The 22,993-nt window shown below is 64.0% G+C and carries 20 protein-coding genes; 13 read left to right on the top strand and 7 right to left on the bottom strand.

The features are described 5' to 3' along the window. Positions 1–38 precede the first annotated feature (38 nt). From HX830_RS12180 to HX830_RS12170, 3 genes are read right to left on the bottom strand one after another with little or no spacing between them, the layout of a single operon-like run. Positions 39–1,934 (bottom strand): ATP-binding protein, encoded by a 1,896-nt coding sequence (locus HX830_RS12180; protein ID WP_152737177.1) that lies wholly within the window; start codon positions 1,932–1,934, stop codon positions 39–41. Next, positions 1,931–2,842, bottom strand: coding sequence for an ABC transporter substrate-binding protein (locus tag HX830_RS12175; protein ID WP_177100424.1), 912 nt, complete (start codon positions 2,840–2,842; stop codon positions 1,931–1,933). Before HX830_RS12175 ends, HX830_RS12180 begins: the two co-directional genes overlap by 4 nt. A 23-nt stretch (positions 2,843–2,865) precedes the next feature. Then, on the bottom strand, positions 2,866–4,944 hold the full coding sequence (locus HX830_RS12170; protein WP_177100422.1) for a TonB-dependent receptor plug domain-containing protein: 2,079 nt from the start codon (positions 4,942–4,944) through the stop codon (positions 2,866–2,868). A 240-nt stretch (positions 4,945–5,184) separates the two neighbouring features. Here HX830_RS12170 and HX830_RS12165 point away from each other — a divergent pair, with 240 nt between their 5' ends. The 3 genes from HX830_RS12165 to sixA are packed head-to-tail and all read left to right on the top strand — an operon-like array spanning position 5,185 to position 7,016. Further along, entirely contained in the window at positions 5,185–6,210 is a 1,026-nt protein-coding gene (locus HX830_RS12165; protein WP_177100378.1) for an NAD(P)H-dependent glycerol-3-phosphate dehydrogenase, read from the top strand. A 24-nt stretch (positions 6,211–6,234) separates the two neighbouring features. Next, positions 6,235–6,570: a DUF4389 domain-containing protein gene (locus tag HX830_RS12160; RefSeq protein ID WP_100940855.1), complete on the top strand. Its 336-nt coding sequence runs from the start codon at positions 6,235–6,237 to the stop codon at positions 6,568–6,570. Further along, on the top strand, positions 6,567–7,016 hold the full coding sequence (gene sixA / locus HX830_RS12155) for a phosphohistidine phosphatase SixA (protein ID WP_177100376.1): 450 nt from the start codon (positions 6,567–6,569) through the stop codon (positions 7,014–7,016). Before HX830_RS12160 ends, sixA begins: the two co-directional genes overlap by 4 nt. 3 nt (positions 7,017–7,019) lie before the next feature. On the opposite strand, the gene HX830_RS12150 is transcribed toward sixA, so the two are convergent. Next, the gene (locus HX830_RS12150; protein ID WP_256350467.1) at positions 7,020–7,835 is read right to left on the bottom strand and encodes a pentapeptide repeat-containing protein; all 816 of its coding nucleotides are present in this window, start codon (positions 7,833–7,835) and stop codon (positions 7,020–7,022) included. A 222-nt stretch (positions 7,836–8,057) separates the two neighbouring features. On the opposite strand from HX830_RS12150, the gene HX830_RS12145 reads away from it, so the two are divergent. The 5 genes from HX830_RS12145 (at position 8,058) to HX830_RS12125 (ending at position 12,418) form a co-directional block, all read left to right on the top strand. After that, positions 8,058–8,501, top strand: a complete 444-nt coding sequence (locus HX830_RS12145; RefSeq protein WP_177100374.1) for a hotdog fold thioesterase — start codon at positions 8,058–8,060, stop codon at positions 8,499–8,501. 111 nt (positions 8,502–8,612) lie between these two features. After that, positions 8,613–9,422 carry an alpha/beta fold hydrolase gene (locus tag HX830_RS12140; RefSeq protein WP_177100372.1) on the top strand — a complete coding sequence of 270 codons (810 nt, stop codon included), beginning with the start codon at positions 8,613–8,615 and terminating at the stop codon, positions 9,420–9,422. Further along, entirely contained in the window at positions 9,419–10,273 is an 855-nt protein-coding gene (locus HX830_RS12135; protein ID WP_152737174.1) for an alpha/beta hydrolase, read from the top strand. The genes HX830_RS12140 and HX830_RS12135 overlap by 4 nt, the downstream gene beginning before the upstream one ends. A gap of 147 nt (positions 10,274–10,420) precedes the next feature. Next, positions 10,421–11,239 carry a DUF4892 domain-containing protein gene (locus HX830_RS12130; protein ID WP_103498788.1) on the top strand — a complete coding sequence of 273 codons (819 nt, stop codon included), beginning with the start codon at positions 10,421–10,423 and terminating at the stop codon, positions 11,237–11,239. Between the two features lie 126 nt (positions 11,240–11,365). Continuing rightward, positions 11,366–12,418 carry an AI-2E family transporter gene (locus HX830_RS12125; RefSeq protein WP_177100370.1) on the top strand — a complete coding sequence of 351 codons (1,053 nt, stop codon included), beginning with the start codon at positions 11,366–11,368 and terminating at the stop codon, positions 12,416–12,418. Between the two features lie 135 nt (positions 12,419–12,553). On the opposite strand, the gene xopAW is transcribed toward HX830_RS12125, so the two are convergent. The 3 genes from xopAW to HX830_RS12110 form a co-directional block, all read right to left on the bottom strand. Beyond that, positions 12,554–13,426 (bottom strand): EF-hand domain-containing protein, encoded by an 873-nt coding sequence (gene xopAW / locus HX830_RS12120; protein ID WP_177100369.1) that lies wholly within the window; start codon positions 13,424–13,426, stop codon positions 12,554–12,556. Between the two features lie 115 nt (positions 13,427–13,541). Then, positions 13,542–14,582 (bottom strand): ATP-binding protein, encoded by a 1,041-nt coding sequence (locus tag HX830_RS12115; protein WP_177100367.1) that lies wholly within the window; start codon positions 14,580–14,582, stop codon positions 13,542–13,544. Further along, the gene (locus HX830_RS12110; protein WP_152737172.1) at positions 14,582–15,346 is read right to left on the bottom strand and encodes a response regulator; all 765 of its coding nucleotides are present in this window, start codon (positions 15,344–15,346) and stop codon (positions 14,582–14,584) included. Before HX830_RS12110 ends, HX830_RS12115 begins: the two co-directional genes overlap by 1 nt. Before the next feature lie 351 nt (positions 15,347–15,697). On the opposite strand from HX830_RS12110, the gene kdpF reads away from it, so the two are divergent. The 5 genes from kdpF (at position 15,698) to HX830_RS12085 (ending at position 22,981) form a co-directional block, all read left to right on the top strand. Further along, positions 15,698–15,787, top strand: coding sequence for a K(+)-transporting ATPase subunit F (gene kdpF, locus HX830_RS12105; protein ID WP_017128001.1), 90 nt, complete (start codon positions 15,698–15,700; stop codon positions 15,785–15,787). 11 nt (positions 15,788–15,798) lie between these two features. Beyond that, a complete protein-coding gene (gene kdpA, locus HX830_RS12100) occupies positions 15,799–17,493 on the top strand; it encodes a potassium-transporting ATPase subunit KdpA (RefSeq protein WP_152737171.1) in 1,695 nt (564 codons plus the stop codon). 10 nt (positions 17,494–17,503) lie between these two features. Then, the gene (gene kdpB / locus HX830_RS12095) at positions 17,504–19,567 is read left to right on the top strand and encodes a potassium-transporting ATPase subunit KdpB (RefSeq protein WP_103498617.1); all 2,064 of its coding nucleotides are present in this window, start codon (positions 17,504–17,506) and stop codon (positions 19,565–19,567) included. A 70-nt stretch (positions 19,568–19,637) separates the two neighbouring features. Beyond that, entirely contained in the window at positions 19,638–20,189 is a 552-nt protein-coding gene (gene kdpC / locus HX830_RS12090) for a potassium-transporting ATPase subunit KdpC (protein WP_103498618.1), read from the top strand. 140 nt (positions 20,190–20,329) lie between these two features. Continuing rightward, complete coding sequence (locus tag HX830_RS12085) at positions 20,330–22,981, top strand: sensor histidine kinase (RefSeq protein WP_103498619.1); 2,652 nt, start codon at positions 20,330–20,332, stop codon at positions 22,979–22,981. The last annotated feature ends 12 nt before the right edge of the window (positions 22,982–22,993 follow it).

Here is a 22,993-nt window from a genome sequence, read left to right as displayed (position 1 = left end):
GCCGCACTTTCGTCTTTCACGCCAGTCGCACGTCGTATTCAGGGCAGCCATTGCTGGAGAATCTGTTGTAAATCCACGCGTTTGAAGGGCTTGGACAGGTAGTCGTTCATGCCCGCGCGCAGGCAGCTTTCGCGGTCGCCCTGCAAGGCGTTGGCGGTCAGGGCGATGATCGGTACCTGAGCGTACTCCGGCAACTGGCGGATTTGCCGGGTGGCTTCGTAGCCGTCGACGATCGGTAGCCGGCAGTCCATCAGGATCGCCGCGAACAGGCCGTTGCGGGCCCGGTCGATGGCCTGGGCACCGTCGGTGGCCAGGCTGACATCGAAGCCCAGGCCACGCAACATGGCGTCGATGACCGTCTGGTTGACCGGGTTGTCCTCCACCAGCAGCACCTTACGTCCTTCGCCATGGCCGCTGGGCGCGGGCGCCAGGACGGCGGCCTGGGTCGGATGGTGCAGGGCCAGGGGGATTTCCAGGGTGAACACCGAACCCCGGCCTTCTTCGCTGCGGGCATGCAGGGTGCCGCCCATGCGCTCGGCCAGGGTCCGCGCAATCGGCAGGCCCAGGCCGGTGCCGCCGTAGCGCCGGGAGATCGAGCTGTCGGCCTGCTGGAAGGCGTCGAACATCAGTTCCAGGCGTTCGCTGGAAATACCGATGCCGCTGTCGCGCACCGTGCAGGTGAACCACAGCACATCGTCGTCCAGCGCCTGCCAGTGCGGTTCGATGCCGACGCTGCCGTGTTCGGTGAATTTCAGCGCATTGCCGATGAGGTTGACCAGGATCTGGCGGATCCGCGTCGGGTCGCCCTTGACCTGCAAGGCCTGCATATCCGTGGGGATCTGCAGGTCCAGGCGCAGGCCGCGCTGGCTGGCGTTGTGCTGGAAGGCCTGGGCGCAACTGCCGATCAGCTCGGCGAGGTTGAACGGAATATGTTCCAGCTCCAGGGCCGAACGTTCTATCCGCGAGAAATCGAGGATGTCGTTGATCACCTTGAGCAGGTGTTCGGTGGACTCCGAGGCCAGGGCCGCGTATTCGCTCTGTTCCTCGGTCATTTCGGTGGTTTCGAGCAGTTGCAGCATGCCCAGTACACCGTTCATCGGCGTGCGCAGTTCGTGGCTCATCATGGCCAGGAAGTCCGACTTGGCATTGTTCGCCCGCTCCGCCTCTTCACGGGTCTGTATCAGTTGGGCGATGGCCTGGTGCTGTTCGCGACTGGCCTGGTCGAGGGCGCCGGCGAGGTTGTTGATATGCCGCGCCAGGGCGCCGAGCTCGGCGTCGTCGACCACTGGCAACTGGGTCTTGTAGTCACCCTGTTGAATCGCCTTGACCGCCAGGCCCATGGCGCTGATCGGCTGCGCCAGGCTGGCTGCCAGGCGCCGCGCGAGGAGAAAGGTGAAGATCAGGGCGAACAGCGCGAGGATCCCGGCCTTGAGCAGTATTTCCTGTTGCCGCTGGCTGAAGGCGTCATTGGACATGCCGACAATCACCCGCCCCAGGTAGTCCTCGCTCTGCGTTACGCCGGGTGCGCTGCCTTCCTGCAGGAAGTCATTTTCCAACTGAATCCGTTGCAGGCGTACCGGCGCCTGGAACAATTTCACCGACTGCAGCCGGAAGTGTTCCTGGGAGGGCTGCTCGACATACACCAGGATATTGTTGCTGCGGTCCTGAACCTCGAGGAAACGCACGTGGGGGGTGGCCAGGGTCGCCCGCATCAGGCTTTCGAGGACTTCGTTGTTGCCGGAAATCACCCCGTATTCGGTGGCCGGCGCCAGCTGGTTGGCGATCAGTTGACCGGTGTGGTCGAGCTCCTGGCGCAGGTCCTGGATCCGCACGAAGGTGAAGAAACTGATCAGCAGCAAGGTCAGCAACAGCGCGGGGCCGAGGCTGATCATCTGGGTCCGGGCGCTGATGCCCCAATACCGTCGCAGGGTCATGGGCGGGTCTCTCCTTCGGCCAGCCGGGAGGCGAGCGAGGCTTCGTCGATCGGTTCGATACCCAGGGAACGGGCGACTTGCGGGTTGCTCAGGACCTTGAAGCGTTGCGGGTACAGGCTGCCCGGCCAACTGGACGGGGCGCGGTCGAGCAACTGGTCGAGGACCGCCAGCCAGTCGGTCTGGTCGCTGAAGGTGCTGGCCAGGCTGCCGGCCTTGACGAAGCCGGCGTTGGGGCCGATCAGTGCCAGTTGCCGGGCATAGCTGCTGAGCAGCAGGTTCTTCGCGGTCCTGGGGTTGTACAAGGTCGGGTCGTCCAGCCCGAGCAGCACGTCGCAGCTCTTGAGCAGGGTTTGCAGGGGCCGGCTGTCGCCGGTGTCGTCCCAGCGCTGGGGGACGATCTCCAGTCCCAGGGGGCGGGCCGCCTGGTTCAGTTCGGCCAGCAGGAATTCGCTGTCACGGGTATAGAGCACGCCGATCCGCCTTGCCTGGGGCATCACTTCGTGGATCAGGCGCAGTTGGCGCGACAGCGGCGGGTCGCTCCAGAGCAGGCTGAGATTGGCGGTCGCTGCGCTGTCCAGGCGTTGCATGGCCTGCAGGCGGCTGATACGCAGGACCAGGGTCGCCGGCCCCTGTTTATCCTTCAGCCGCCAGTCCAGGCTGGGTGGGTCCAGCAGGATCAGGCGGGTGGCCGGGGGCAGGCGGCTGGGTTCGGGCATCTGCGCCAGGGGCACGAAGCGTATCTGGTCGTGCGGGCGCTGTTGCGCCAGGGCGGCGGTAAAGGCCTGGACCCCGGGGCTGTCCTCGACGCCGGTCAGCAGCACCTCGGCCGAGCGAGCCGGGAGGCTCGCCAGCAGCACGAGCAGGGCCAGGCCCAGTCGCCTCAGGCGCCAGCTCCATGCCGATGTCATCCTTGACCCCAGGCGGCTCATGTTCAGAACTCCAGTTCTGCGCTGAAGTACAGGGCACTGCGCTGGTTGTAATTGTTGTCGGGCCAGGTGATGGGCTGGTCGTCGAGACGTTGTTGCAGCATCCCGGCCAGTTCCAGGCTGGCCCGGCGAAAGGGAATCCGCTTGGCCAGGCGCAGGTCGACCCGTTCGAAGCGATACTGGTTGATGGCGTCGTCGCCATAGTAGAAGACCGAACTCGACCAGCCGCCGCCCCAGTCGCGCATCCAGCCGGCCGAGCCACTGTTGCGGGCGGTGAACTGCTTGTCGACCGGGTTGCTGGCCTGGACATCGACATAGGCATAGGTCAGGCGCAGGCGGTTGGCACTGTCCAGGCGCCAGTCGAACTGGGCTTCGCTGCCGGTGAAGCGGGAGCTGTTGACGTTGCTGGCGATAAACTGGTTGTTGCGCAACGGCGTGCTGATCATGTCGCTGATTTCGTCATAGAACAGCTTCACGTCCAGGCTCAGGCCGATCTCGGCGAAGAAACCGTTGTAGCCCAGTTCCCGCGAGCGCATTCGCTCCTTGTCCAGGTTTCCCGGGCCACGGGTCTGGACGAAATACTGGCCGCTGGTCTGGCCGTAGGTGGGCGAGCTCAGGTTGGTGACCTTGTAGCTCCAGTTGACGTTGTTCTCGAACATATCCGGCGAGCGGATCGCTTCGGAATAGACCGCGCGCAAGCCGTGCCGGGGATTGATCAGGTAGTTGACTGCAAAGCGCGGGGTCAGGGAGGCGCCGGTCAGTTGCGCGTCTTCGTACATGGCACCACCCTGCACCAGCCAATGCTCGCTGGCGCGCCATTCGAGCTGGCCGAACAGGCGCCAGGTACTGTCGTCGATGGTGCCGTTGAAATAGGTCTCGGAGTCGGCCTTGTCATAACGATAGTTCATGCCGCTGACCAGGCGCAGGCTGTCCGAGAGGCTCAGGGTGTCCTGCAGTTCGAGGTCGTAGCGGGTCTCGCGGGTGCTCTGGTCGATATTGCCGCAGACCGTCTGGCTGGCGCCCTGATTGAACCATTGGTCCAGAACCTGATTGGCCAGTGCCTGTTCCGAGACGCCACCCGGAGGGGGCCTGCCGACTGCGTACTGGGTCATGTTACGTGCCAGGTTTTCGGCATAGTTGGGGTTCAACTGCCACAACTGAGTCAGTTGTGGGCTGAATGACACCTTGGCATCACAGGCTTGCCAGACCTGCTGGCGATCCCAATGTTGGGCCGAACCCTGGATATACAGGCTGTGTTGGGGATTGATATCCAGGTTCCAGCGCAGGGAACCGGCGTAGTCCTTGGCCAGCACATCGGAGTTGTCGCCGGCCGCGGTGATCCCGGGGAACACCGCCTGGTAGGTATAGGGCCGCTGGTTGGTGCCGTCCTTGACGTTCAACTGCCAGTCGATGCTCTGTTGTTCGTTGAGCATCTGGCTGACCGAGAGGCTGACCCGGGTGACACGCCGGCCGTCGCGGTAGTCATTGCCCAAGTGGTCGCTCTGGAACCCCTCGTCCTCCTCGCCGGACATCGACAGGCGCAGGTCGCCGGTACCCCAGCCGGTGCCCTGGCTGGCGTACCAGTCATTGATGCCGCGCTCGCCGCGGGTGATCTTCAGGGTTGAGCCATGGGTGCTGCCCGGTGACTTGGTGAGGATATTGACCACCGCCATCAGCGCATTGGCGCCGTAGCTGACGGTGTTCGGGCCGCGAAATACCTCGATGCGCTCGATATCCTCGAGGGCTACCGGGATATCGCTCCAGTCCACGGTCGCCAGGCCCGCGCGATAGACCGAGCGGCCATCGATCAGCACCTGCATGCGCCGGGCGTTGGAGGCATCGGTGCCATGGTAGTTGATGCTGGCCTGGTTGCCGTTGGTGTAGCCGACCATCATCCCCGGCACCAGGCGCAGCAGCTCGCTGATATCCCGGGCGCCGCTGGCCTTGATCAGTTCGTTGTCGATGACCGTCATGCTGCCGGGTACCGCGGCCGGCGATTGTTTCAGGCGGGTGGCCGTCAGCACCTCGGGCAGGGGCTGGTTTTCCATAAACAGGTCGTCAGCCAGCAACGGGCCGCTGAACATCAGGGCCAGGACGAAGGAGGAACGCGTGGTGGGAGGGCCAAAAGACACGGCACAGCCTTGAAAAAAATAATAGCCGTGCATGTTAACCGAGCTTGCCGGGTTTGCCATGGCGTATGGCCGTCATTGTATAGGCTGAATCGGTCAAGCGCTCAGGCCAGGGGATTCGTATTGGGGCTGGCTGCCGGTGGCGTGCTCCGTATAATGCAGCCATCGCCATTGGTAGGGATAGACGGGTTACATATGACTGAACAGTACCCAATCGCGGTTCTGGGGGGCGGAAGTTTCGGCACCGCCATCGCCAATCTGCTGGCCGAGAACGGTCACCGGGTGCGCCAATGGATGCGCGATCCCGAGCAGGCCGAGTCCATTCGCGTCAATCGTGAGAATCCGCGTTACCTCAAGGGCATCAAGGTGCATCCGGCGGTCGAGCCGGTCACCGACCTGGTCGCGACCCTCGAGGACTGTGAACTGTTTTTTGTCGCCTTGCCCTCCAGCGCCTTGCGCAGTGTGCTGGCGCCCCATGCCGGGCGCCTGGTGGGCAAGCTGCTGGTGAGCTTGACCAAAGGCATCGAGGCCCACACCTTCAAGCTGATGAGCGAGATCCTCGAAGATATCGCCCCGCAAGCACGGATCGGCGTGTTGTCCGGGCCGAACCTGGCCCGCGAAGTGGCCGAGCACGCCTTGACCGCCACGGTGGTCGCCAGCGAGGACGAAGAGCTTTGCAGCCGTGTCCAGGCCGCGTTGCATGGGCGGACCTTCCGCGTCTATGCCAGCGCTGACCGCTTCGGCGTCGAGCTGGGCGGAGCGTTGAAGAACGTCTACGCGATCATTGCCGGCATGGCGGTGGCGCTGGACATGGGCGAGAACACCAAGAGCATGCTGATTACCCGGGCCCTGGCGGAAATGACCCGCTTTGCCGTCAGCCAGGGCGCCAACCCCATGACCTTCCTCGGCCTGGCCGGGGTCGGCGACCTGATCGTCACCTGTTCCTCGCCGAAGAGCCGCAACTATCAGGTCGGCTTTGCCCTCGGCCAGGGCCTGAGCCTGGAAGAGGCGGTCACCCGCCTGGGTGAAGTCGCCGAAGGGGTCAATACTCTCAAGGTGCTGAAGGTCAAGGCGCAGGAAGTCGGAGTCTATATGCCCCTGGTGGCCGGTTTGCATGCCATTCTGTTTGAAGGGCGAACCCTGACCCAGGTGATCGAGCTATTGATGCGCGGCGAGCCGAAAACCGATGTCGATTTTATTTCCACCAGCGGTTTCAACTGATATTCAGCGCCACGGGAGCGAGCCATGAACGAGTCCAAGTACGAATCCATTGTGTTGCGCATTGTCTGGATGCTGGTGTTCCTGCTGGTCTGGCAGGTCGCGCAGTTCATCCTCGGCGGGGTGGTGCTGGTGCAGCTGGGTTACAGATTGTTCTACGGCGCGCCAAGCGCCAACCTGATGAACTTCGGCGACAGCCTGAGCCAGTTCCTGGCCCAGATCGGTCGCTTCGGCAGTTTCCATACCGAACAGAAGCCCTGGCCGTTCGCCGATTGGCCGACCCCTCGGGCTCCGGAAGGCGAAGCCCCGCATGTGGTGCCGCCAGCGCCGCATCCGGCCCGTGATGAGGAGCCCAAGCTATGAAAGTCTGGGTTCTGCGTCATGGTGAAGCCGAACCCCAGGCCCGCAGCGACGCCGAACGGGCGTTGACCGCCCATGGCCGCGAGCAGGTCCTGCGCAGTGCCGCGCACCTGATCGGCCAGCCATTGCAGGCGATCTACGCCAGTCCTTACCTGAGGGCGCAGCAAACCGCGCAGCTGGTACGTGATGCGCTGGGTTTCGATGCAGAGATCATCACCGTGCCCTGGCTGACCCCCGAGGGTAATCCGCGGGATGTCAGCCAGCGGCTCGACACCGGCGAGAACCTGTTGCTGGTCAGCCATCAGCCGTTGGTGGGCAATCTGCTCAGCCTGTTGCAGCACGGCCATGTGCGCCAGCCGGAGCCCATGGGCACCGCCAGCCTGGCCGAGCTGGAAGGGGAGTTGCCGCTGGACGGGGCGATGACGCTGCTGGGCGTCAGGCACCCCTGAGGTTCAGTGACTCAACACCGCGCCGAGCAGATCGGTGCGGGTGTTTTTCAAGGTCGCGGCGTTGACCTTGGCGCCCTTGAACAGACAGGCTTCAAAGTGACCGGAGAGCACCGCATTCCTCAGGTCGCAATGGCTGAAGTCGTTGCTTTTGAAACCACTCGAGAGCAGCGCGCCGTTGAGGTTGGCCGCCCTGAAGTCGGCCTCCTGGTATTGCCCGAAAAATCTCACCCCGCGTAAATCGCCGCCGCTCAGGTCGACGCCGATCATATTGACGTTGGTCACCTGCAAGGTCCGTAACGCCTGGCAGATGGACGCCTTGCTCCAGTACCTGAACGCACGGCGGGTTTCGTCGTCCTGGAATGGCAGGCACGCGACGGCTTGATGATCCTTGGTGGCAATGTTCTGGGCGCAGCGCTTCAGGGCGTTGGTCAGTTGCGGTGACAGCGAGGGCGGCACCCGCAAGTCGAAGAGTTTCTTCTGCACATGCAGGGATACCCGGCCGCCACCGTCCAGGTGAACGCCGTCCCAACTGTTGAGGATGCCGGTAAAGCGCGCGGCGGCGGCCACCATCAATTCCAGCAGGTCGGCCAACGGGTACTGGCGCAGGGACGGCGCGCTGCCGAGGAACACCCGAGCCTGGGCCAGTGAGTCCTTCAAACCCAGCAGGGTCAGGTCCCGTTCGATCTGCGAGAAATCGTCTGGCATCAGCTCGCAGATCGTGCGGCTGTGCAGCTCGCTCGGGTGGGGGGTTGAGAGAACGGGGACCTGGGGGTTACCCGTGGGCATGAAGCGACGAAGAAGACGGCCTATCGTTGCCATGGAGATCTCTTGCAAGGGCTGGAAGGCGGAAATTCGACGCGATATGCCCCTTGGCGACTATCAGATTCCGCCCGGATTTCCTCGTGTGGGCTGTTGCCTCCTGCGTGCCGCAGGGCCTTTTTCAGCTTGCGAGCTTCTGTTCTTCCGTGAAATAGTCGACCGAGCGTCTGCTTGGTTGGCTGGCCGCCGGCATGACGAACAACCACAGTAGGGGAATCAACCATGGCTTTGTGGCGCACCGTACCGAATCTCGAACAACTCAATGCCTTGCAGAAAAACACCATCGGCGAACTGCTGGATATTCGCTTCGAAGCCTTTGACGATGAATCGCTGACCGCCAGCATGGTGATCGATCATCGCACCCACCAACCCTACGGGCTGCTGCACGGCGGCGCCTCGGTGGTGCTGGCCGAAAGCGTCGGCTCGATGGCCAGCTACCTGTGCATCGACGCGAGCAAATTCTATTGCGTGGGCCTGGAAATCAACGCCAACCACCTGCGCGGCTTGCGCAGCGGGCGGGTGACCGCCGTGGCCAAGGCCATTCATATCGGTCGCACCACCCATGTCTGGGATATCCGCCTGAGCAGTGACGAGGGCAAGGCCAGCTGCGTGTCGCGCCTGACCATGGCCGTGGTGCCGCTGGGGCAAACACCGCCGGCGCGCTGAGCCGGGTCATAGCCATGGCCGGACTGTCATCATTCCTGGCAGTTACGGTCATTGCTGTGGGACCCGCGCGTGCCGACAATGAACACCTGTCTTTTTCGAGATGCTCCCGGTATGTCGCAACCCGTGTTCTTTGCCCACGCCAACGGTTTTCCCTCGGGGACCTACGGCAAGTTGTTCGCCGCGCTGGCCCCGGAATATCAGGTGGCGCATCTGCAACAGCATGCCCACGACCCGCGTTTCCCGGCGGACGATAACTGGCACAACCTGGTCGACGAACTGATCCACCATCTGGAGCAGCAGCCCGAACCGGTCTGGGGTGTCGGCCATTCCCTGGGCGGTGTCCTGCATCTGCACGCGGCCCTGCGTCGCCCGCAGCTCTACAGGGGCGTGGTGATGCTTGACTCGCCGGTGCTGACCCGTGCCGACCAGTGGGTGATCCGCGCCGCCAAGCGCCTGGGTTTTATCGATCGGCTGACGCCGGCCGGGCGCACCCTGGGACGGCGGGAAGAGTTCACCGACCTCGCCGCCGCGCGTCAGTACTTTGCCGGCAAGACCCTGTTTCGCGGCTTTGATCCGGAGTGCTTCGACGCGTACCTGCAACATGGTCTGCGCCAGGACGGCGGGCGCTTGCGCCTGAGCTTCGATCCGGCCACGGAAATCAGCATCTATCGTGGTGTGCCGCACACCAGCCCGGGCCTGGCCCGGCATTTGAAGGTGCCACTGGCGGTGGTCCGTGGCCAGCAGAGCCGGGTGGTCATGCCCCATCACACCCGCAGTGTCGGCCGCCTGCCCCATGGCGAATCCCTGAGCATGCCCGGCGGCCACATGTTTCCCCTGGAGCGTCCGCAGGACACCGCGCGTTTGCTCAAGGACATTTTCGCCCGCTGGGAACGCCAGGACGGGCAGGGACGTTGCGCATGAGCCATCCGGTCGAAGAGGTACGCCTGAGCCTGCCGCATATCGAGTTGGCGGCTCATCTGTTCGGTCCCGAGGACGGGCAGCCGGTGATTGCCCTGCACGGTTGGCTGGACAACGCCAACAGCTTCGCGCGCCTGGCGCCGAAGCTGCACGGCCTGCGTATCGTCGCCCTGGACATGGCCGGGCACGGGCATTCCGGACATCGACCGGTGGGCGCCGGGTATGCGTTGTGGGACTACGTCTACGATGTCTTGCAGGTGGCTGAACAGTTGGGCTGGAAGCGCTTCAGCCTGTTGGGGCATTCGTTGGGCGCGATTGTCTCGATCGTGCTGGCCGGTGCCTTGCCGGAGCGGGTGACGCGCCTGGCCCTGATCGACGGCGTGATTCCTCCTACCAGCAGTGGCGAAAACGCCGCCGAACGCCTGGGCATGGCCTTGCAGGCGCAGTTGGAATTACAGGACAAGCGCAAGTCGGTGCATGGGACCCTGGACCGGGCCATCGAAGCGCGCATGAAAGGGATGGTGGCGGTCAGCCGTGAAGCCGCTGAATTGCTGGCCCAGCGCGGACTGATGCCGGTGCCCGGCGGCTACACCTGGCGCAGCGACAACCGCCTGACCCTGCCGTCGCCGTTGCGCCTGACCGAGGAGCAGGCCATGGCCTTTATCCGTCGTATCGCCTGCCCGGCGCAGTTGGTGGTGGCCGAGCAAGGCATACTGGCCCAGCACAAGGACTTGCTCGATCGTCTACCCTTTAGCCTGGAGCACCTGCCGGGTGGGCACCATCTGCACTTGAACGACGAGGCCGGGGCCATCCTTGTCGCAGACTGTTTCAATCGCTTTTTCTCCACGCCTTGACTTGTCGCCTGCAACTGTCGAGGCTTGGTGGGTTGAAAGGGAGACAACCATGCCAGACCTCGACCTCCACACGACCTTGAGTCGTCCTGTTCCGGCACGTTCTGTTCCGGTTATCGCGCTTACCGTTCAGGCCCTGTCTATCCGATGATGAAGTTATCCACAGCCCTGGCCTGCGCCTTTGGGATGGCCTGCTGCAGTTCGCCGCTTTTCGCCGCCGATGTACCGGGCAGTCATGACCTGGCGCTGGTGCCGCGTCTGGCCGATGCGCAGATCGTCGACTATCGGGCGCCGGCCGAGCTGGAACGGATTTATCCACAGAGCGCGATCCGCAAGATCAGCAACCGCCTGCGCACCGATGCCCAGGTCAGCGCCCGTGGGCAGATGACCTCGGTGACCTATGAGCTGCCGCCCGAGCATGGCGCCGACGAAGCCTTCACCGCGGCGCGCGAAGCCTTGCAGAAGGAGGGCGCGCAGTTGCTGTTCTGGTGCCAGGCTCGCGACTGTGGGGAAAACAGCCTGTGGGCCAATGAAGTGTTCGGTAATTCCACGTTGTCCGGTGCCGACGATCAGCAGGCTTACCTGCTGCTGCGCCTTGCGGCCCCGGCGGACAATTCGCTGGTGGCGTTGTACAGCATCACTCGCGGCAACCGCCGCGCCTACCTGCATGTGGAGCAGTTCGCCTCCGCTTCGCCGCTGGGCGAATTGCTGCCCACCTCCGCGACCTTGCTGCGGGAACTGCGCGATACCGGCAAGCTCGATTTCCCGAAATTGGCCGGCGCCCCCCAGGATACCTGGGTCACCCTGATTTCCCGGGGCCTGAACCTGGACGCTACCTTGCGGGTCAGCCTTTCTGGAGCCTCCGCCGAGGCCTGGCGCCAGGCGCTGATGGCCCAGGGCGTGAGGGCCGCGCGCCTGGAGGCGGGCAGCGCCACCTCCAGCGGTTTGCATATCGAATTGCTGCGTTAGGCGCTGTACGAATGACCACCGAGAGACGATCATGCGCGTTTACCGCTGAACCCGGGTCGTCTGTCGGTAAACGCCTGACCCGGGCTTGGCCTACGCTTTCATTGCCGTCTCTTGTCTGGAAAGACCATGCCCAATAATGATCGTCTGCTGGTGCAGATACTGCTCCTGGTACTGTTCGGTGCCACCTTGTGGGTGCTGGCGCCGTTCTGGTCGGCGCTGTTCTGGGGTGCCGTGCTGGCGTTTGCCAGTTGGCCGCTGATGCGCCTGTTGACCCGTGTGCTCGGTCACCGCGAATCCCTGGCGGCCGGGCTGCTGACGTTGGGCTGGATGTTGCTGGTGGCCGTGCCCCTGGTCTGGCTGGGGCTCAACCTGGCGGACCATGTGCGCGATGCGGTGACCTTTATCAAGGATGCCCAGGTCGACGGACTGCCCGCGGCCCCGGCCTGGCTGGGCAGCTTGCCGATCGTCGGCGAGCGCCTGGTGGGCCTCTGGAACACCATCGACCAGCAAGGCGCGGCCATGCTGCTGGCGATCAAGCCTTATCTGGGGCAGGTCGGCAACTGGTTGCTGGCGCGCAGCGCGCAGATCGGCGGCGGGATCCTCGAACTGACCCTGAGCATTGTCTTCGTGTTCTTTTTCTATCGCGACGGTCCGCGACTGGCGACCTTTATCCACGGCTTGCTGGAGCGGCTGATCGGCGAGCGTGCCGATTACTACCAGGAGCTCGTGGCAGGCACGGTGCAGCGGGTGGTCAACGGGGTGATCGGCACGGCGGCGGCCCAGGCCCTGCTGGCGTTGATCGGTTTCCTGATCGCCGGTATTCCCGGGGCCCTGGTACTGGGCATCGCGACCTTCCTGCTCAGCCTGATTCCCATGGGGCCGCCGCTGGTCTGGATTCCCGCCACGGCCTGGCTGGCCTGGAAAGGCGAGTACGGGATGGCGGTGTTTCTCGGGATCTGGGGCACGTTCATCATCAGTGGCGTGGACAACGTACTCAAGCCGTACCTGATCAGCCGTGGCGGCAACCTGCCGTTGGTGATTGTGTTGCTGGGAGTGTTCGGGGGCTTGATCGCCTTCGGCTTTATCGGCCTGTTTATCGGCCCGACCTTGCTGGCGGTGGCCTACAGCTTGCTGATCGACTGGAGCGCGAGCCAGTCGCGGCGTGAAGAGAAGTCCTGATCTTCGTTCGATCTTGAAAGCAGCACCGAACCTGTAGGCGCGTGTCTTGCCCGCGAAGAGGCCCTTGAGACCGCTAAAAGCTTCGCGGGCAAGCCACGCTCCTACAAGGTCAGGTGTGTTCTTACAGCCGATGGATCAGGCCGCGGCGGCAGTGACGTTACCGCTCTGCGCCACGGTCTGGCTCTTGAGGTTGACCATCAAGCGGCTCAACGCCTCTTTGATGTTGTCCTGGGCGGTCTGGCTATTGGTGCCCGAACCGGTACCCGAGCCGCTACCACTGTTGCTGCTGCCGCTCGCATTGGCCAGGGCCTGGAGCAGGAACGTGGTGGCGTTGAAGCTGCTGCTGGTGGTGCTGCTGGTCGCGTCAGTGCTCGAGCTGCTGGTCGAGGTGCCCTGCAAGGCGCTGGTCAACTCGGCCTGGCTGATGCTGCCGTCGCCATTGGTGTCCAGTTCACTGAACAGGTCAGTGGCGGACACGGCTTGTGGCGGTGGTGGTGGCGGCTGGATTCCGGACAGGGCCGAAGCCAGTTCGCTGCTGCTGATGCTGCCGCTGTTGTCGGTGTCCAGAGCGCTGAACAGCGAGGAGCTGTCGGCGGTGCTGCCGGCGTTGGTCAGCCCGGCGGCCAGTTCGCTGCTGCTGATGGAACCGTCACCATTGGTGTCCAGGGACTGGAGCAGCTCATCGGCCAGTTGGGTATCGGGCTTGCCGCCGCCATGACCGCCGTGGGCGTGAGGCTTCATCGCCGACAGTTCGGTGGCACTGATGGTGCCGCTGCCGTCGGTGTCCAGCGCGCTGAAATTCTGACTCAGGTCATTGAGCACTTTGCTGCCGCTGTTCTGCGACAGGGCGGCGTTCAGTTCGTCCTTGCTGATGGAGCCGTCACCATTGGTGTCGAGCTTGGCCAGCAGTTGCTTCTGGAACTGTTGCTGGCGTTGTGTCGCTGTCGTGCTGCTGGTGTTGTAACCGGTATAGCTCGAGTAGTTGCTGACGCTACTGATCGTGCTCATAAGTGCACACTCCCTAAGTGTTGGCAAAGCCAATGACAGTGCATCGGCTTGTGCAGACTCCAAGGCTCAGGTGTCGAGGGTGTGTGGGCTTTGTACCTGTTGTTACACAGAGGGCTCAGACCCGGGGCAGACGGACCACGGCGGTCAGGCCGCCGCCCGGGGTTTCCTCCAGGGTCAGCTCGCCGCCCAGGCGCTGGGCCGCTTCCCGGGCGATGGTCATGCCCAGGCCGACGCCGCCGGAGTTGCGGTTGCGCGAACCTTCCAGGCGATAGAAGGGTTCGAACACCGCCTCGCGTTTTTCCGCGGCAATCCCCGGACCATGGTCGATCACCCGGATCAGCAATTGCCGACGGCTGTCTTCCAGGGTGATCAGGGCGTCGCCGGCATAACGCAGGGCATTGTCCAGCAGGTTGTTCAGGCACGAACGCAATGCCATGGGCTGCACCAGCAACGGCGCGCAGTGGCCGCTGGCCTGGACCTGCGAGCCCTGGTCCTGGGCGTTTTCGCAGAGGGATTCGACCAGCGCCTGGACGTCCATCCATTGCATGGCTTCGCTGGTGCGCTGCTCATGCAGGTAACTGAGGGTGGCATCGAGCATGCCGATCATGTCGTCCAGGTCCTGGCGCATCTGACCCTGGAGTTTCATGTTGTCGACCTGTTCGAGCCGCAGCTTGAGGCGTGACAGCGGCGTGCGCAGGTCGTGGGACACCGCGCCGAGCATGCGCCCGCGTTGCTGCACCTGTTCACGGATGCGTTGCTGCATCAGGTTGAAGGTGTTGGCCGCCAGCCGTGCTTCACGGGGGCCGGTCTCATCCAGCGGCGGGCTGTTGAGGTCTTCGCTGAGGCGTTCGGCGGCGTCGCTCAGGCGCTGGATCGGCCGCGATAGCAGCTTGGCGCCATACCAGGCGACAATCACCAGGGAAATGATCTGCAGCGTCAGCGGCACCAGCGGTCCGCCGAACCAGGGGCGGGGCGGGCGGCGGTGGGGCGGCGGATGGTCGGGGTCGAAATTTTCCATCATGCCGGGAGGTGGCGGTGGTGGTGGCCCGCCACCGTAATGATGGAACCAGAGAAAACCCAGCAAATGGGCGAGGATGATCGCCACCAGCGACACGCCGAACAGGCGACCGAACAGCGTGTCGAGGCGTGCGCGCATCAGCCGATCTCTTTTGCGTCGAACAGGTAGCCTTCACCGCGCACGGTCTTGATCAGTTGCGGCGATTTCGGGTCGTCGCCGAGTTTCTGCCGCAGACGCGAGACCAGCAGGTCGATGCTACGGTCGAAGGCCTCGATGGAGCGACCCCGGGCGGCATCGAGCAACTGCTCGCGGCTGAGGACCCGGCGCGGGCGTTCGATAAACACCCAGAGCAGGCGGAACTCGGCGTTGGATAGCGGCACCACCAGCCCGTCGTCGGCGATCAGCTGGCGCAGCACACTGTTCAGGCGCCAGTTGTCGAAGCGGATATTGGCCCGCTGTTCGGTGCGGTCGTCACGTACCCGGCGCAGGATGGTCTGGATCCGGGCCACCAGCTCACGGGGTTCGAAGGGCTTGGCCATGTAATCGTCGGCGCCCAGTTCCAGGCCGATGATCCGGTCGGTGGGTTCGCAACGGGCGGTGAGCATCAGGATCGGGATGTCCGATTCGGTGCGCAGCCAGCGGCACAGCGACAGGCCGTCTTCACCCGGAAGCATCAGGTCGAGGACCACCACGTCGAAGGTTTCAAGCTGCAAGGCCTGGCGCATGCCGGCGCCGTCGGTGACACCGGTGGCCTGGATGCTGAAGCGTGCCAGGTAGTCGATCAGCAGTTCGCGGATGGGAATATCGTCATCGACGATCAGCGCGCGGACATTCCAGCGCTTGTCATCGCCCGGTGAGAGCGGTTTGTTGACATCAGCCAGAGGAGCGGGAGTGTTCTGCATGCGGGCGATTATCTACCGGTAAGCGGCCAACCACGAAAGAGGGGCCGCGAATTGTTGCAGGATAGGTACCCGGTCCGAAGGCCGGAATCCCTTTCAAGTGTAGCTATGCACGAAGCTACAGGGGGCGGATGTTGGCCGCTTGTCGGTTTTGTATCGAGACTGATACAAGCGGCCCGCGTCAAATCGGTCATCTCCCTGGAACTCCTACGGATTCTAGGGTGTAACTCCTACGTAAAGTCACTCTTTACGCCTTCTTTACGCATCGCCCCCGGCCTCGCCCTCGTTCCTTTACGGCCTCCCTCACGACAATAAGCCCCACACACGGCCGTTGCCGTACCAAGGGGAAATTCCATGAGCATTCTGGACGGGGTGTCACTGCTGCTGGCTGTGGCGCTGTTCATTTATCTACTGGTTGCGCTGTTGCGCGCGGACCGGAACTAGGAGCGGCAGGTATGCACAGTTATGACTATTTGCTGATCCTGGCGTTTCTCGTGCTGGTGCTTGCGCCGGCACCGGCATTGGGGCGGTTCTACTACAACGTGATGGAAGGTAAGCGGACCTGGCTGACGCCGGTGTTCGGGCCGCTGGAACGGGCCTGTTATCGCTTGTCCGGGGTCGATGCCAGCAGCGAGCAGAGCTGGCAGAAATATGCCCTGGCCTTGCTCGCCTTCAACCTCGCGGGCTTCCTGGTGTTGTTCGCGATCCTGCTGTTCCAGCAGTACCTGCCGCTCAACCCGCAGAATCTGCCGGGTCTGGAGTGGACCCTGTCGTTCAACACCGCCATCAGTTTCATGACCAACACCAACTGGCAGAACTACAGCGGTGAAGCGTCCCTGAGCTACCTGAGCCAGATGGCCGGCCTCACGGTGCAGAACTTTGCCAGTGCCGCCACCGGCCTGGCCGTATTGGTCGCTCTGTGCCGCGGCATCAGCCGACGTTCAACGGCGACCCTGGGCAACTTCTGGGTCGACATGACCCGTGCCATTCTCTATGGCTTGCTGCCGATGTGCCTGATCATGGCGCTGTTCCTGGTCTGGCAGGGTGTTCCGCAGACCTTCGCCCACTACGTCAATGCCGTGACCCTGCAGGGCGCCGACCAGGTCATTCCCCTGGGCCCGGCGGCCAGCCAGATCGCGATCAAGCAATTGGGTACCAACGGCGGCGGTTTCTTCGGCGTCAACTCGGCCCATCCGTTCGAAAACCCGACCGCCCTGAGCGACCTGATCGAACTGGTGTCGATCATCCTGATTCCGGCGGCGCTGGTGTTCACCTTCGGGCATTACGTCAAGGACCTGCGCCAGAGCCGAGCCATCATGGGTTGCATGCTCGCCCTGCTGCTGATCGGCGGCGCGGTGTCGCTGTATGCCGAATATCAGCCGAACCCGGCGTTGCACAATCCGCTGGTGGAGCAGACCGCTCCGTTGGAAGGCAAGGAAACCCGCTTCGGTACTACCGCCAGCGTGGTGTGGGCGGTGACCACCACCGCCGCCTCGAACGGTTCGGTCAACGCCATGCATGACAGCCTCAACCCCCTGAGCGGGATGGTGGCGCTGGTCAACATGATGGTCGGCGAGGTGATCTTCGGCGGCGTCGGCGCGGGCCTCTACGGCATGCTGCTGAACGTGCTGATCGCGGTGTTCCTCGCGGGCCTGATGATCGGTCGTACTCCGGAATACCTGGGCAAGAAACTCCAGGCCAAGGAAGTGCAACTGCTGGTGGTGACCTTGCTGGTGATGCCAGTGGGCACCCTGGTGCTCGGCGCGCTGGCTGCCAGCCTGCCTGGACCGGCCGCGGCCGTCAGCAACCCGGGGCCCCATGGCTTCAGTCAACTGCTGTACGCCTACACCTCGGCCACCGCGAATAACGGTTCGGCGTTCGGTGGTTTCAGTGCCAACACCGCGTTCCACAACCTGATGATGAGCCTGAGCATGCTGCTCGGTCGCTTCGGTTACATCTTCCCGGTACTGGCCCTGGCCGGCAGCCTGGCGATGAAGAAGACCGCACCGATTGGCCAGAACAGTTTTCCGACCCATGGCCTGCTGTTTGTCACGTTGCTGACGGTGACCATCCTGCTGGTGGGTGGCTTGACCTTCCTGCCGACGCTGGCGCTGGGCCCGATTGCCGAACATCTGAGCATGGGTTTCTGAGGAAATAATGATGAATATGCCTCTTCCCGCAGCAAAAACGGCGCAAGCCAGACCGGCCGAGCCAGCCAAGACCGCGATGTCCGCCCTGTGGCGTCCGGCCCTGGTCCAGGCTTTTGTCAAGCTCGACCCGCGCCAGTTGCAACGTGCACCGGTGATGTTCGTGGTCGAACTGACGGCGATCCTGACCACTGTCCTGTGCTTTGTGCCGGACAGCACTGTTTCGATCTTTATCTCCGCCCAGATCGCCCTCTGGCTGTGGTTCACCGTGTTGTTCGCCAACTTTGCCGAGGCCCTGGCCGAAGGGCGCGGCAAGGCCCGCGCCGACAGCCTGAAGGCCGGCAGCGAAGGCCTGGTGGCCCATCGCCGCAAGGCCAATGGCAGCTTCGAATCGGTTCCCGCCGCCAACCTGCGCAAAGGTGACGTGGTACGGGTGGCCGCCGGGGAAATGATCCCTGGCGACGGCGAGGTGATCGAAGGGATCGCCGCGGTCAACGAAGCGGCGATTACCGGTGAATCCGCACCGGTGATCCGTGAGTCCGGCGGCGATCGCTCGGCGGTCACCGGCAATACCCGGCTGGTGTCCGACTGGCTGATCGTGCGCATCACCGCCAACCCCGGTGAGTCGACCCTGGACCGCATGATCGCGTTGGTGGAAGGTGCCAAGCGCCAGAAGACCCCCAACGAAGTGGCGCTGGATATCCTGCTGATCGGCTTGACCCTGATCTTCCTGCTGGTGGTGGTGACCCTCCAGCCGTTCGCCCACTTCTCCGGTGGCAGCCTGCCGCTGGTGTTCCTGGTGGCATTGCTGGTGACCCTGATTCCGACCACTATCGGCGGCCTGCTCTCGGCCATCGGTATCGCCGGGATGGATCGCCTGGTGCGCTTGAATGTGATCGCCAAATCCGGCCGCGCGGTGGAAGCGGCGGGTGACGTGCATGTGCTGTTGCTGGACAAGACCGGCACCATCACCTTCGGTAACCGTCGCTGCACGGCGGTCTACGCCACCCCTGGCGTCAGCGCCAAGGAGCTGGCTGAAGGCGCCTTGCTGGCTTCGCTGGCGGACGACACCGCCGAAGGCAAGTCGATTGTCGAGTACCTGCGTGAACTGCATCCGCAGCAAGAACCGACCGCGGCCGAACTGACCGCCGTGCCGTTCAGCGCCGAAACGCGGCTGTCGGGTGTCGACTACCAGGGCCGGGTCTATCGCAAGGGCGCGGTGGATTCACTGCTGGCCTTTGTCGGCCAGAAACGCAGCGACCTGTCACCGGTTTTGTCCCGGGAAGTCGACCGGATCGCCCAGAGCGGTGGTACGCCGTTGCTGGTCTGCGCCGATGGTCGTCTGCTGGGGGCCATTCACCTGAAGGATGTGGTCAAACCAGGCATTCGTGATCGCTTCGCCGAATTGCGCAAGCTGGGTATCCGCACCGTGATGGTGACCGGCGACAACCCCCTGACCGCCGCCGCTATTGCGGCCGAGGCGGGGGTTGACGATGTGCTGGCCGAAGCCACTCCGGAGAAGAAACTGGCGCGGATTCGCCTGGAGCAGAACGACGGTCGTCTGGTGGCGATGTGCGGTGACGGTGCCAACGACGCCCCGGCACTGGCCCAGGCCGACGTCGGCATGGCGATGAACGATGGCACCCAGGCGGCGCGTGAAGCGGCGAACATGGTCGATCTCGACAGCGACCCGACCAAGCTGCTGGACGTGGTGCAGATCGGCAAGGAATTGCTGGTCACCCGAGGGGCGCTGACCACCTTCTCGATTGCCAACGACGTGGCCAAGTACTTCGCCATCCTGCCGGCGCTGTTCGCCTCGATTTATCCACAGCTGGGCGTGCTCAACGTCATGCACCTGACCAGCCCGCAGAGCGCGATCCTCTCGGCGATCGTGTTCAACGCCCTGATCATCGTCGTGTTGATCCCGCTGGCCCTGCGTGGCGTGCGGGTGCAGGCGGCGAGTGCCGCCCACCTGTTGCGGCGCAACCTGCTGATCTACGGGCTGGGCGGGATCGTGGTGCCGTTCGTGGGGATCAAGGCCATCGACATGCTGCTGACGGCGCTGCACCTGGTGTGACGCGTTTTTCTGCAGGGGCCGGCAAGCCGGCGCCTGCAGGTTGTGTACCCCTGAATTTGAGGAATTGAACATGTCCAGCGTAGTACGTCCGGCCTTGAGCCTGTTGGTCCTGATGACCCTGATTACCGGTGTCGCCTATCCCCTGGTGGTCACCGGCGTGGCCCAGGTGGTCTTCCCGGCGCAGGCCAATGGCAGCCTGGTGCGTGATGCCGACGGCAAGGTCCGTGGCTCGAGCCTGATTGCCCAGGATTTCACAGGTGACACCTGGTTCCATCCGCGGCCTTCGGCGGGGGCCTTTGCCACCGTGTCGAGCTCGTCGAGCAACCTGAGCCCGAGCAACCCGGCCCTGGCCACGCGGATCTTCGACGATGCGACCAAGCAGGCGGTGCCCGGCCAGGGCCCGGTGCCTCTGTCGATGCTGACCACCTCGGCCAGCGGCCTCGATCCGCACTTGCCACCTGAAGCGATTCGCTATCAACTGGCGCGGGTAGCGCAGGCGCGCAACCTGCCGACGGCCGATGTCGAGCGACTGGTTGAAATGCATATCGAGCAACCGCTGATTGGCCCACCGGTGGTCAATGTGCTTGCCTTGAATGCGGCCCTGGCCGAAGTTTCGAAGTAACGCGGCCAATGCCGCCAACACCTTTGTGGGAGCCGGCTTGCCGCCGATGAGGCCCTTGGAGCCTGCGTCGATCTTTTGGTCGCCATCGCCGGCAAGCCGGCTCCCACAAGGTGTCAGCTTTATAAGTGAGAACCGATGACATGAGTGATTCCGGTCGCGCCGACGCGCTCCTAGCAGAACTGCCCCGCGACGGTCGTGGCCGGCTCAAGGTCTTCCTCGGCGCTTCGCCCGGTGTCGGCAAGACCTACGCCATGTTGCAGGCCGCCCACACTCAACTGCGCCAGGGTGTGAAGCTCCTCGCCGGGGTGGTGGAAACCCACGGCCGTGCGGAAACCGAGGCGCTGCTCAGCGGTTTGCCGCAGCAGCCGCTGGTGCGCTCCGAATATCGCGGGGTCCTGCTTGAAGAAATGGACCTCGACGGCCTGCTCAAGGCCAAGCCCAAGCTGGTGCTGGTCGATGAACTGGCCCACAGCAACGCCCCCAACAGCCGTCACGTCAAGCGCTGGCAGGATGTCCAGGAGTTGCTGGCCGCCGGTATCGATGTGTTCACCACGGTCAACGTCCAGCACCTGGAAAGCCTCAATGACCAGGTGCGCGGTATTACCGGTGTACAGGTCCGTGAAACCTTGCCGGACTGGGTCCTGCAGGAGGCCGACGAACTGCTGCTGATCGACCTGCCGCCCCGGGAACTGCTGGAGCGCCTGCGCGACGGCAAGGTCTATGTGCCGGAGCAGGCCCGCGCCGCCATCGATGCATTTTTTACCCAGACCAACCTCACCGCCTTGCGCGAACTGGCCATGCAGACGGCCGCGGCCCAGGTCGACAACGACCTGGCCCTCGGTTACCGGACCCTCGGCCAGGCGGCGCCGGCCCTGCGCGGACGCCTGCTGGTGGGAGTGGATGGCGATGCCCAGGCCGAGCGCCTGGTGCGCCATGCCAGTCGGGTCGCCCAGCGCCGGCATCTGCCCTGGAGCCTGGTGCATGTGGACAATGGCAGCGTGCGCGACGAGCAGTCGCGCCTGCGTCTGCAAAGTGCCCAGCAACTGGCCGAGCGTCTCGGCGGCGAAGTGGTGCTGCTGCGCGCCGGGGAAGTGGCCAAGACCCTGATTCAACATGCCGCCGAACGCCGCGCCAGCCTGGTGCTGGTGGGGCAGTCACGGCAACGTTGGCATCGCCGACTGTTTGGCGGAGGCCTGGCGGCGCGTTTGTTGCGCAGTGCCCACGGCCTGGAAATCAACGTGCTGGACCGTGACGAAGAGCAACAGGTGGCGCGTACCCGCGATCCGCAAGCGGTGGTCTGGTTCGACTACGCGATGGCTCTGGTGGCGACGATCCTGGCCACCGCCCTGGCCTGGGGCGTGGCCAGTGTGCTGCCATTGCCGAATATTTCCCTGGTGTTCCTCGCCGCCGTGTTGCTGGTGGCGGTGCGCAGCAGCCTGGGGCCGTCGCTGGCCTGTGCGGTGCTGTCGTTCCTGAGTTACGACTTCCTGTTTATCCCGCCGAAATTCTCCTTCGCCATCCAGCGTGAGGAGGATGTGCTGACGCTGCTGTTTTTCCTCTTGATGGCAGCGCTCACCGGTAACCTCGCGGCGCGTCAGCGGCGGCAACTGGAGGCCCTGCGCGATACCCAGGAAGAAACCAGCGAACTGCTCGACCTGTCGCGCAAGCTGACCGCGGCCACTGATCGCCAGGCAGTCATCAGTGCCGCTTCACAGCACCTCAGTGGCTGGGAAGAGCTGCAAATCTGTCTGCTCAACCGCGATGGCCAGGGCGGCTGGAAAGTCGAGACCGGTGGCCCGCAGACCTTCTCCGAGTCCGAGCGGGCCGCCGCCGATTGGGCCTGGCAGCACGACCAGCCAGCGGGCATGGGCACCGGCACCTTGCCGTTCGGGCGTTGGTGGTGGTGGCCGTTGTCGGCGGAAGAGGGGCCACTGGCCCTGTTGGGTGTATCCCCCAAAGAGGGACAGACCCTGAGCGGGCAGCGTCGCCGTTTGTTGACCGCCCTCAGCCAGCCGCTGGCCCAGGCCCTGGCCCGGGCGCAGTTGGCCGATGACCTCGAGGCCGCTCGCCTGCACGGCGAAACCGAACAACTGCGCAGTGCCTTGCTCGCCTCGGTGTCCCATGACTTGCGTACCCCGCTGACGTCCATGCGCGGCAGCATCGACAGCCTGTTGGCGTTGGGCGAGGCGATTCCCCTGGAAGATCGCCGGGAACTGCTGGAAGGCACCCGCGACGAAGCCGAGCGCCTGGACCGTTATATCCAGAACCTGCTGGACATGACCCGGCTCGGCCACGGGGCGCTGAAGCTGGCCCGCGACTGGGTCGCGCCGGCGGATATCATCGGCAGCGCGCTGAACCGGCTGCGAGCGGTGTTGGCGCCGTTGCAGGTCAGTACCGAGTTGCCGGCGGATTTGCCGCTACTCTATGTGCACGCGGCGCTGATCGAACAGGCGCTGATCAACGTGATGGAAAACGCCGCGCGCTTTTCACCGCCCCAGGGGCGCCTGCAACTGCGTGCCGGCACCACCGACAAGGAGCTGTTTTTTTCCGTCAGTGACGAAGGACCGGGGATTCCGCAAGATGAGCGGCACAAGATTTTCGACATGTTCTACACTGCCGCCCGTGGCGATCGCGGCGGGCAGGGTACGGGCCTGGGCCTGGCGATCTGCCAGGGGATGGTCGGCGCACACGGCGGACATATTGCCGTGGATGATGGCATTGACGGCCATGGCACCTGTATCACCCTGTTCCTCCCTTTGCAGGAGCAACCGGGCATTGAAAGTGAAGCCTGATATGCTTTGGCC

This window comes from Pseudomonas gingeri, assembly GCF_013385425.1.
Taxonomy (GTDB): Bacteria; Pseudomonadota; Gammaproteobacteria; order Pseudomonadales; family Pseudomonadaceae; genus Aquipseudomonas; species Aquipseudomonas gingeri_D.
The sequence above is the reverse complement of the archived record's forward strand: the minus strand, read 5'-3'. Positions and strand labels throughout refer to the sequence as shown.